Raw genomic sequence first — 9,764 nt, 5'->3', positions numbered from 1 at the left:
CTACACTCGGGAGCCCGACCATGTCCTCCTTTCCTCAACTGCGCCCACTTGTCGTGCTGTCATCGCTCTGCCTGCTGGCCTGGGGCCAGACCGCTGTCGCCGGCGTCGAGGTGTTTACGATTGCGGGAGAGCCGGTCGTCAATGTGCCGGCATCCGCTGCCGTGGTCGAGCTGGATGCGCCGGCGCGTCTCGACGCTCGGCTGTCACAGGATCTTCCCGCTGACCCGTCACGGGCCAAGCAGATGCTGCAATCGCGCATGAACGACCCTGAGTGGCAGCGGACACTGCAGGACTATGGCGAGCTCTATCAGGGGGTAGCTCGTGCCTGGATGCTGGGCATCGAGAGAGTGCCGGCCGTGGTGGTCGACAGCCATTACGTGGTGTACGGCGAGCCGGACATCTCACGCGCGCTCGAGGAGATCGAACAGGCGAGGGGAGAGCAACCATGAAGCGGTCTCTCACGACATTGCCTGTTGCCGTTGCCTTCGCGCTGATTGTCGGGCTGGCCAGCATGACGAGCGCTCCCCGTGCGCAGGCGATCACGACGCCCGAGATCCTCCAGTCGTCGATGAGCACCCAGTGCCTCGACTACCAGGTCATCGGCATGTGCGCCTGGCTCTACTGCTCGGCCTGGGGTTGCACGGTACGAACCTCGATCCGGGTGAAGCACTACATTCCCGAACTGGTCGTCAGCGCCTACGAGAACACCGGTGATAACCCCTGGACCGAGATCGCGATGCTGTCGCCCCCGACGGGTGACGCCCTAGGCGGTGGATCCGCGCGCGAGTCCGTCGCGCAGCAGCATTCGAACACGCATTTCAAGAATGTCGACGCGATCGGCCATCCCTCGGAGCTGTTCTATCGGTTTGCCAGCGGCTTCGGCTGGTTCTGTGAGAGCAACTCGCAACCACTGATGCCGTACTTCATCTCGACCCTCGATGCGTTGGCCTGGCGCTCTGGCGTGCCGGAGATGGCCTACCCCGAAGCGCTGACACCGGGCATGCGAGAGATGGGCAGTGTGGGCGATCTGTGGAGCCCGATCTATCCGCGCAGTGGCTTCGTCTCCCAGACCCACGACTACAAGGTTGCGGCGACGGCGGCACAGCGTGCTGCCGACGTCGTGACGCGTAGCGGACAGCCTCACGTCTATCAGCCCCTCATCGCCCGGCATTCCGAGAGCAACGGCATCTGGGGGCCGGATCCGGTCAAGGAGGGTGATGCCGAGACCCACGAGTGGCAGGAGCTGGCACCCAACATGCGCATGTCGTGCTCGACCTTTCCCGACGGTGGCGAGAACGATCAGCTGCAGGAACCGGGCGACTACGCCTGGGCGCTGTGGCGGCCCTATCGCTGTTGCAAGAAACGCGGCCAGGAACTGCTGTACTTCACCGGAGAGTAAGCCATGAAACGAACCCTAATTCCGCTGACCCTCTCGGTAGCTCTCGCGACACCGCTGCTGGCTCAGGCGCAGTCCGCGGACAGTCTCTATTACGACATCGGTGGTGCCGCTCCGTTTGGTGCCTCGGCAGGGCTGGGACATGGCCCCAGAGCACAGGGACTCGGTGTCAGTTGGGACGTCAATGCCACCTGCGGCAACTTCGACGTGGGATCGACGGTGAGCAATCAGCTCAACGGCGTCACCAACGGCTTCCAGAACATGATGGGCAGCGTGGTCTCCAACGCGACTGGCGCGGTGGCCAGCCTGCCCGCGATGATCATCCAGCGCTCCAATCCGGCGCTTTACGACCTGCTGACCAACGGCGTCATGCAGGGCCGGCTCGACTTCGACAAATCGAAGCTCTCCTGTCAGCGCATGTCCGAGCAGCTGGCCGATGCCACGATCGGTGGCCAGATGCAGCAAGCGGCGATGGCAGAGAACTGGCAGGACATTGCGGCCGGCAACACGGATGCCGTCTCAGCCCAGGAGCAAGCCGAAGCCCAGGCCGGAAACTCCGGACGGACCTGGGTCGGCGGTCAGAAGCGTGGCGGCAGTGGTCAGCAGCCGATGCGGGTGGTCGAGGATACGGCCAAAGCGGGATACAACCTGCTGTACGGTCGCACCGATCCCACGAGCGACGAGTCAGTATCCGGTGGGGGCGATGGCTGGGGATCGGTGGCGACCTCGAGCGGGGATTGGGTCGGCGGTGGTGGCATCGCCGGCGGCAATGGCGCTTCAGGTGGTAGCGGTAACGACTGTCAGGGCGGCATGTGTACGGTTTGGGGATCGCCCGGCGATGCCGCCGAGTGGACCAAGAAGATCGTCGGTGATACCGAGCTGCGCTCCTGCGACGGCTGCGAGAAGTCCGAGACCATCGCCGGTACCGGGCTGATTCGAGAACTCGAGGACGAGCAGAGCGATATTCACGAGACGCTGGTCGGCATGCTCAACGGTGGCGAGATCACCCAGTCGAAGCTCAACGACGTCTCCGCCGGCAATGGCCTGGCCGTATCGCGCGGCGTGATCGAGGCCATGCGTAGCGATCCCCAGGGGCCGCTGCTGGCCCAGCGCCTCTCAAGCGAGATGGCGCTGGCTCGCACCCTGACCAAGGCCATGTGGGCCCGACGCGCGCTGATCGCGGGATCCAGTGAACCCGGCATCGAAGGTAATCCCGAGGGCATGACCGCGCTGGACCGCAAGGTCGATGCCTTTAACCGCGATATCGAGCTGCTGCAGAGTGAGATGGAGATCCGCAAATCGCTGGCCAGCAGTGCCGCGATGTCCGCACTCCGTCGTGCCTCCAACCGGGCCAGTGGCGCGGTGCAGGACGAGTACAGCTCGCCACGCAGTCAGCTGGACGGTCGCGGCGCGCCCGTCGACACCGAGTAAGGGGCGTGATGATGTCGATGCTCAAACGCCACCCACTCCTGTTGGGCCTGGTCGGATTGGTTGCCGCTTTCATCGTCGGTGGTGTCGTCGTCTCCGTGGGCATGCGGCTCTATGGGGGCATTCAGGAGTTCCAGAACGCGTTGGGCGAGCATCGCTACTGGCTGCTGGTCTGGCGCCTGGTCTTCTATGGCTCGCTCGTCTTCCTCTGGATCCGCATTGGACGCCGGCGTTTGCTCGAGCGCGTGGCCGATGATCGTGACGGCGGCAAGCAGGGCCGGCTGCTCCTGCACAAGCTCGAGCGCGTGATTTTGATCGTCGTGGTGCTGATCGAAGGATACAACCTATTCACCTGGTGGGGGGCCTGACATGGCGACGTTTGCGGTCAATGACTACATGGAAGGCACCATGCTCACCCTGGGGTGGGTAGTGAACAACGGCATCTGGGATGCACTGACCTCGACCGGCATTGCGGTCGTCCCGTTCATCGCGCTCGTCGCCGGCGAGTGGTTCCGGGCACGTCAGGAAGGGGATGACGAGGGGAACAAGGGTGTCCTTTCGCTCAACCGGATCGAGTCTCGGCTCTACGTCATGCTGCTGGTGCTTGCCTTCACCTGCGTACCCGTTTTTACCCTAAACGTGAATCCGGTGAACGTGAACCAGGAGCACGCTGATCAATGCGGTACGGTCATGATGTCGTCCGGCCAGTGGGGCGAGTCGACCATGACCTCGATCGACGGTCAGCAGCCGAGAGTGCCCATGTGGTGGGCGCTGACCCACTCGATCTCCAAGGGGATCACCAATGTCGCCGTCTCAAAAATCCCCTGTTCCACTGACTATCAATCCGTGCGTACCGCCCTCGATCTGACCTCGATCTCGGACCCTGGTCTCAAGCGCGAGGTGGGTGAATTCCAGCTCGCCTGTTTCGGGCCAGCCCGCAACAAGCTGTTCCAGAGCGGCACGACACTGGATCAGGCAGCGAGCGAAGACGTTGACTGGATCGGATCGGATTACTTCCTCGACACCGGTGGGTACTACGATAGCTTCTACGCGCCCCGTCCAATGCCGGGCTTTCCCTACCAGGCGAGCCGGGATCAAGCACGCCCCAGCACCGGTCCCGGGCAACCGGGATACCCGAGCTGCCGAGAGTGGTGGAACGATGACGCCGCAGGCCTCGCCTCTCGACTCAAAAATCAGGTCGATACGTCGCTGTGGTCGCGGATGCAGAGCTTCTTCCCTACCGGGTCCTCCGCCGAGGAGTACATGATTCGCCGCATGGTGAGCCCTCGTTCGGGCGCGGCCAACGGCAACACCGAACAGGCCTCGATCGGCTATCGCAGTTTGGACGGTGGAATTACGGATGACGTCTCGTCGGCGGCTGCCATGGTCGGTAACGCGCTCGGCACCATTCCGTTCCAGGCGGGCATGGATAGCCTGAGACAGTCACTGCCCATGATTCAGGGCATCATGCTGATGGCCATCATTATCTGCCTGCCGTTCGTTTCGGTAGCGTCGGGCTACTCGGTGAAGGTCGCGGGTCTCGCGATGTTTGGCCTGTTCGGACTGTTCTTCCTGACGTTCTGGTGGGAGCTGGCCAGATGGCTCGACTCACACCTGATCGACCTGATGTACGGCAGTGACGCCGCCAAGATGAGCTGGCTAGCCGGCGTGGAGAACGGCAATGACAAGATGGTGCTGCGGTTCGTTAACGGAATGATGTTCCTGGTGCTACCCGGGATCTGGGTCGGAACAATGGCGTGGGCTGGTGCTGGGGCAGGTAACGCTGTTGGGAAAGGTATCTCTGACGCATCGGCTGCATCGAAAAAGGCAGGGGGGCAAGCCGCAGATAAGGTCCAAAACAAAGCGCTGTGAAATGCCGATCACAGGGGCTCATGTAAATGTCGAGCCCCAGTTATCACTCAATTTTTCGACCCAAACTGTCGTAGTAATCGCCAAAAATTTCGTTTGTGCGTGGGTCGTCGAGTTCAGCTTCTGCTGGAGCAAATACGGATCCCAGCCCTGAGCTGTCTTTCCGGTCGGGTGATGGCTGGGCCAACGTCCGCAACAGTCCCTGAGACTCATTGGCCCCAAACAGCAGGGCAGACGTGAACGCTACCGAACCCCTGGCCAGTTTTCTTGCCTGGTCCGTGCCACGGGATTCAGAAGCCGCACGTAGGCCACCGCCGCTGCGCGCCTCTCGAGCGGCGAACAGCTCACGTGCGTTGTCGTTCCAGAGCAATTTTTTGAGACCCATTGGAGCCTCCATGGATAGAGTTGCAATAGCTACACAGTAGCGCTGTCGCTGTTCCAGTGCAATTTGTTAGAAAAGCCACGGACCTGATGAATCGGCGGGAAGCTGTTATGATGCATTTGTGATGCATTTATGGCGCACCAAAACGCCAAGGAGAGTGCCATGGGTACCGAAGCCCTGCGTGAGCCTACCGAGCCGAGCGCCTACCGGGCACCGGACAGCTTTGACCGTTTTGTCGAGGATCTCAGGACGGCGGCGCGCCCCGGCGGGCAACCCATCATCAGCCCGCGCCTATTCGCCAGCGCTCTCAGCATGGACGTCCAGGTACTGGCCAGCCGAGCGCACGTTCACCGCACGACCATCGCTCGCGCGGCGGGTGCGGAAAAGCTCCAAACCTTTCTGCGCGATGCCATTCGCGTACTTGCAGCAGCGACCGATATTAACGGCAATTTCCACGATGCCTTGTTCTGGTTCCGCAACGAGCCTATCAGCACCTTCGATTACCAGACTGCGGAGCAGTTGGTCAGCGATGGGCGGAGCGAAGATCTGCTGCGTTACATCCGAGCCCTGCAGGCTGGGGTAGTCGGGTGATCAGGCTCGCACAGTTCACGTCGGTGACTTACCGCGTTCATGACCCCAAATGGTCATTCATGCCGACGAGCGGTGCAGGCGCGGGAGAGCACGGAGGAAGGTTGAACAGGGTAGGGTTGCCGGCGCTCTATCTAGCGATTGATGAGGCTACGGCTATCGCCGAATACAAGCAGCTGTCAGCGCTCATGCCGCCGGGCCTGATCGTGAGCTATGAATTGGAGGTCACTGACTTGGTCGACTTCCGGCAGGGCTACAGCAGAGCCTGGGATCCTTTGTGGCAGGAACTCTACTGTGATTGGCGCCGTATCTGGTTCAACCAGCGAGTCGAGCCGCCGTCCTGGCTTATTGGTGATGCGATTCTTGAAACCGGCGGCAAGGGTGCTCTCTTTCCTTCCCAAGCGAAGCCCGAGGGCACGAACCTGGTTCTTTTTACCGAAGCGCTGACCGACACGGATAGACTCGTTGCCTACGACCCTCATGGCCAACTGCCGCGTGATTCGAGCTCTTGGATATAGGCCCTCCCGAAAAGGAAAAGCCTACGGCAAAAGGATAGGAAGGGAAGGGGGAGTAAGGGGAAGGGGGTTATCCGGTTGTTTGAACATGACAACCCCAAAGGGCCGGACGAGGGAAAGGGCCAAAGGGCAGCTCCACGGATAGTTGCTACTGAGAGTCTTCCGGTTCGGGTTGGCCAAGTGACTCAGGCTCACCTTCAGTGTCAGCTTTCGGCCATTGATAGACAAGCGCTATAGCGGTTAGCAATTTATTTGTTCCAGAAACCGCTTCGTTGCAAGGTAACAGCTCATAAACTAAGGGGGCTTTGTACATTGATACGTATGATCCATATAGCAGCAGCCGTCCTGATCAATGAACGGCAGCAAATGCTCGTGGTGCGTAAACGCGGCACCTCGACATTTATGCAACCTGGCGGAAAAATAGATAACGGTGAAAGATCACAGGATGCTCTCGTGCGAGAACTACGAGAAGAGCTAGGTTTAGTCATTGACCCAAACGATGCGTTTTTTCTTGGCAATTACAAGGCTCCTGCCGCCAACGAGCCGGGATTCACCGTCAATTGCGATCTATACCGGGTGGAAACGAAACCAGAAGATGTGGCGACTCCAGCTGCTGAAATCGATGAGATAGCTTGGATATCAGCATCAGATTCCTGCGGCCTAGAGCTAGCTCCACTGACCCATGACCTTGTCCTCCCTCTGCTTGAGCAGCGTTACATGTCGCAATAGGAATAGCACACTCATGAAACAGACCACCCCTGTCGCGGTGGTAGCTTTTAACCGACAACTGCGGCTTTTGAGTCGTCCGCTTTCGGCCAGAAGGGGACATTCAGTCAGAGCTGATATAACGCCAACGCTCAGTTGCCGGCCGAAGCGCGGCAGCGATTTGGGCGGTCAACTGCAGCGATTTGTTAGGTTTCTGGTCGCACAAGAACCAAACTCTCATCGTCGATATCCTCCGCAACATATAGCTCGGGAATATCTTCTTCCTTGATGCCCTCGAGCTGAAGTGCGACTTTTGCCTGAGCAAATGCTTCTCGAACACTTTTACCAAACCCGATGGCCGAATAGAGCTGAGCCGCAAACACTCGAGCGGCTTCATCGCCTACCGAATCGTTCGTGCCAATGGCTGCCTTGACGTGACTTGTCACTCGCTCAGCTTGAGCATAAGAAAAGCACGCATTGAAGACAATAAGCTCAATCCCCGAAGCCATTACCGTAAAGAGTTGGACGATAGCCTCGAGTGAAATCAACTTTGTATGCCCCGAGTCGTCTTGAAGGACGAGTTCGCCTAGGTCGGAGCCGTGACCACTGAAGTGAACAATCGTCGGTTTGTATTCATTTAGGGCTTGGAGCAAATCATCGGGCCGAGTGGCCCACAAAGATTTGAGTTCGACAGCATCCCGGTACTCAGATTCGCGAATTTTCTTAGTAATGGCACGTATTTCTTCGTCTAGTCTTAGCTGTGTTTGGTCCGTTGGGTTCGAGGCAATAAAAAGAACCGTAATTTTCTTTGGCAAATCCGCAAACTGTACTACGATCGGAGCAGAAGATAATTGACGATGGATTTGGGCCTGCCTTTCTAGCTCCCTTGTCACATGCTTCGAGTGGCTGAGCTGCTGACCCTGGCGTTTCTTTTCCTCTTGGTCATTACGACGTTGCTCCTGTTTCTCAGCTCTCCCAACCTCGCTAAGCTTCTTAAGAAGCTCAGCATTCTTTCCTGCCACCTTACTCTGTAAATCAGCAGCTTTTTTTTCGTAGCCACTCAGCTGGCGTTGTTTGGACTCAATTTGCCGTTGCTTCGAGGAGAGCGAGCTTACCGACGTATTTTTGTTAATCGAGCGGCTAATCTGAGAAATTTCGGCCTGCTTCTTGCGCGCGTTTTCTTGCTCGCGACTCAACGATCTCTCGAAGTTGGCTTTTTCTCTCTCGAGTTGAGCTATTCGATTACGTAATGTTTCGATAGACATGATGAAAACCTAACAGGTAATAGACAGCGCGTTAGTTGATTGACTTGAACGAGCCCGCGCGTTCAACATTCTTGTACCGTGGCACCAACTCATCGATTTTTATGTGCACTTTCGTCGACATGGCTATATAACACCAATAAACGAGGATATAGCCTTTTCCAGCATGACCGCTTTGGGTCGCATTCGGCGAGAAGCGGACGTCCATAACTGGCCCTATGGATAGGTCCTCTCCTAGCAGAAGCCAAAACCTTCTCCATCACCTCGCTTATTCGAATTTCGAACCCAGGCGCTTACGATTCAAGTCACTCATGAATAGGCCTTCGATATGTTTGTACTGCTTGGCCTTAGTTTCAATCGCAGTGACCTTGTGGAACCGGAGGGAGTCAGCCACGACGGCCAGTTTGGCCGGCGGCCCAAATGGGTTCTCCGGTGGTACTGCGATCGGGGCAGGCCCGTCCGCCGGATCAGGATCGGTCGGAGGCACGTAGCAGAGTCGGCTGGCTTCAGGGAAGAGGACAACGTTGGTTCCTGCCTCGCCCGTTTGGACGGAGGGGAACACCAGACCATCCACGTACTTGCCGAACCGCAGCCGCAAATACTCGAAGACCACCTGCGTCGACAAATAGCTCAACTTGTCATTGCGCACCTTGGGCCGGGACATCTTCTTGACCAACGAGCCTAGGAACACTTTCTGGTGTAGTGACTCGCGGAACCCTTCGTCCAGCATCGTGAGCGCCGGTGGCTCTACGCGATCCAGCGCAGTGAGGTCCAGAAGTCTGAGCTCGCTGATGGGTGTTAGGGCGACACTGACCACATGGTCCCCGGTGATGGAGCGGATTTCGCTGAGGCAGGTCTCTCGCTCCAATGCGCAATATAGGGCGGAGATGCCACTCGGGGTCATCCGTTGGCTGCTGGCCAGATGCTTTGGCGTGAGCCCGAACTGACTGGTAGGATTACCGATGATTTCTTCCGCCTGCTTTTGGTTCTGGGCATGGCGTGCCCGGTAGAGCAGCTCGCCATGGGCTATGATCCGCTCTACCTCCGGCTTTAGCTGATTGCCGTCGGTCACCAGCACCGAAAAAACGGAATGGAGGAACTGGTCGGCTCCGGCATTGAAGTAGCGGTGTGTGTAGTAGACATCCTCAACGAACTTCTTCCAGCGGGCATCGTAGATGTTCTGCTCCAACGTGCCATCATCGATGTAAAAATGCGTTTCGTCCCCCGCGTCATCCACCTTGAACTCATGTGGAACGGCGCCGCAGAGATCCTCAAAGTAAGGTTCGTCGCCGAGCTCAAACCACTCCGAGAGGACGATATCGATAGTTGAAACGGCAACGAAGTCAGATCCACAGTGATATAGCAAGCCGAGCTCGTAGTGGGACAGGTCATCCTTGCCGGCAACATTCTCCGCAACGCGCTCGTAAACGTAATCGAATAGCTGCTTCGACTCTATAGCATGCCCATGACGGCCGCAGTACTTGCAGCTACCCTCCGCCCCGTGTATGTCGACCAATTGCTTGAGTGGGGTCGGTGTCACGCAATCAACGCAAATCATAGATACTTGTCGGGCCTCGCATTTATTGAACGTCTTAGGGTCCGGTATGTAGCTGGCCAAG

11 protein-coding genes are annotated in these 9,764 nt (G+C 58.3%); 8 read left to right on the top strand and 3 right to left on the bottom strand.

Annotation, left to right across the window (positions count from 1 at the left end; translation table 11 throughout):
* Positions 1-20: 20 nt before the first annotated feature.
* From Q0931_RS09515 to Q0931_RS09495, 5 genes are read left to right on the top strand one after another with little or no spacing between them, the layout of a single operon-like run.
* A complete protein-coding gene (locus Q0931_RS09515; protein ID WP_299259627.1) occupies positions 21-449 on the top strand; it encodes a TIGR03757 family integrating conjugative element protein in 429 nt (142 codons plus the stop codon).
* Positions 446-1,399, top strand: a complete 954-nt coding sequence (locus Q0931_RS09510) for a TIGR03756 family integrating conjugative element protein (protein WP_299259625.1) — start codon at positions 446-448, stop codon at positions 1,397-1,399. The genes Q0931_RS09515 and Q0931_RS09510 overlap by 4 nt, the downstream gene beginning before the upstream one ends.
* Positions 1,400-1,402: 3 nt before the next feature.
* Positions 1,403-2,827 carry a hypothetical protein gene (locus Q0931_RS09505; protein WP_299259623.1) on the top strand — a complete coding sequence of 475 codons (1,425 nt, stop codon included), beginning with the start codon at positions 1,403-1,405 and terminating at the stop codon, positions 2,825-2,827.
* 11 nt (positions 2,828-2,838) lie between these two features.
* Positions 2,839-3,192 carry a hypothetical protein gene (locus tag Q0931_RS09500; protein WP_299259621.1) on the top strand — a complete coding sequence of 118 codons (354 nt, stop codon included), beginning with the start codon at positions 2,839-2,841 and terminating at the stop codon, positions 3,190-3,192.
* A gap of 1 nt (position 3,193) precedes the next feature.
* Entirely contained in the window at positions 3,194-4,696 is a 1,503-nt protein-coding gene (locus Q0931_RS09495) for a conjugal transfer protein TraG N-terminal domain-containing protein (protein ID WP_299259619.1), read from the top strand.
* A 43-nt stretch (positions 4,697-4,739) separates the two neighbouring features.
* On the opposite strand, the gene Q0931_RS09490 is transcribed toward Q0931_RS09495, so the two are convergent.
* Complete coding sequence (locus tag Q0931_RS09490; protein ID WP_299259617.1) at positions 4,740-5,078, bottom strand: hypothetical protein; 339 nt, start codon at positions 5,076-5,078, stop codon at positions 4,740-4,742.
* Positions 5,079-5,237: 159 nt separating this feature from the next.
* Between Q0931_RS09490 and Q0931_RS09485 the strand changes: the two genes are divergently transcribed.
* The 3 genes from Q0931_RS09485 to Q0931_RS09475 all read left to right on the top strand — a co-directional run bounded on the left by Q0931_RS09485 (position 5,238) and on the right by Q0931_RS09475 (position 6,907).
* Positions 5,238-5,666, top strand: a complete 429-nt coding sequence (locus Q0931_RS09485) for a DUF2384 domain-containing protein (RefSeq protein ID WP_295035833.1) — start codon at positions 5,238-5,240, stop codon at positions 5,664-5,666.
* Positions 5,663-6,181, top strand: a complete 519-nt coding sequence (locus Q0931_RS09480; RefSeq protein WP_366941601.1) for an RES family NAD+ phosphorylase — start codon at positions 5,663-5,665, stop codon at positions 6,179-6,181. Before Q0931_RS09485 ends, Q0931_RS09480 begins: the two co-directional genes overlap by 4 nt.
* Before the next feature lie 318 nt (positions 6,182-6,499).
* A complete protein-coding gene (locus Q0931_RS09475; RefSeq protein WP_299259926.1) occupies positions 6,500-6,907 on the top strand; it encodes an NUDIX domain-containing protein in 408 nt (135 codons plus the stop codon).
* Positions 6,908-7,089: 182 nt separating this feature from the next.
* Here Q0931_RS09475 and Q0931_RS09470 read toward each other — a convergent pair whose 3' ends face one another.
* Together Q0931_RS09470 and Q0931_RS09465 are read right to left on the bottom strand one after the other, a co-directional pair.
* On the bottom strand, positions 7,090-8,148 hold the full coding sequence (locus Q0931_RS09470) for a CHAT domain-containing protein (protein WP_299259615.1): 1,059 nt from the start codon (positions 8,146-8,148) through the stop codon (positions 7,090-7,092).
* 265 nt (positions 8,149-8,413) lie between these two features.
* Entirely contained in the window at positions 8,414-9,763 is a 1,350-nt protein-coding gene (locus Q0931_RS09465) for an RES family NAD+ phosphorylase (protein WP_299259613.1), read from the bottom strand.
* Between the last annotated feature and the right edge of the window lies 1 nt (position 9,764).

The sequence above is a fragment of the uncultured Kushneria sp. genome, from assembly GCF_947497025.1.
Lineage (GTDB): Bacteria > Pseudomonadota > Gammaproteobacteria > Pseudomonadales > Halomonadaceae > Kushneria.
This window is presented reverse-complemented; position numbering and strand designations above follow the sequence as displayed.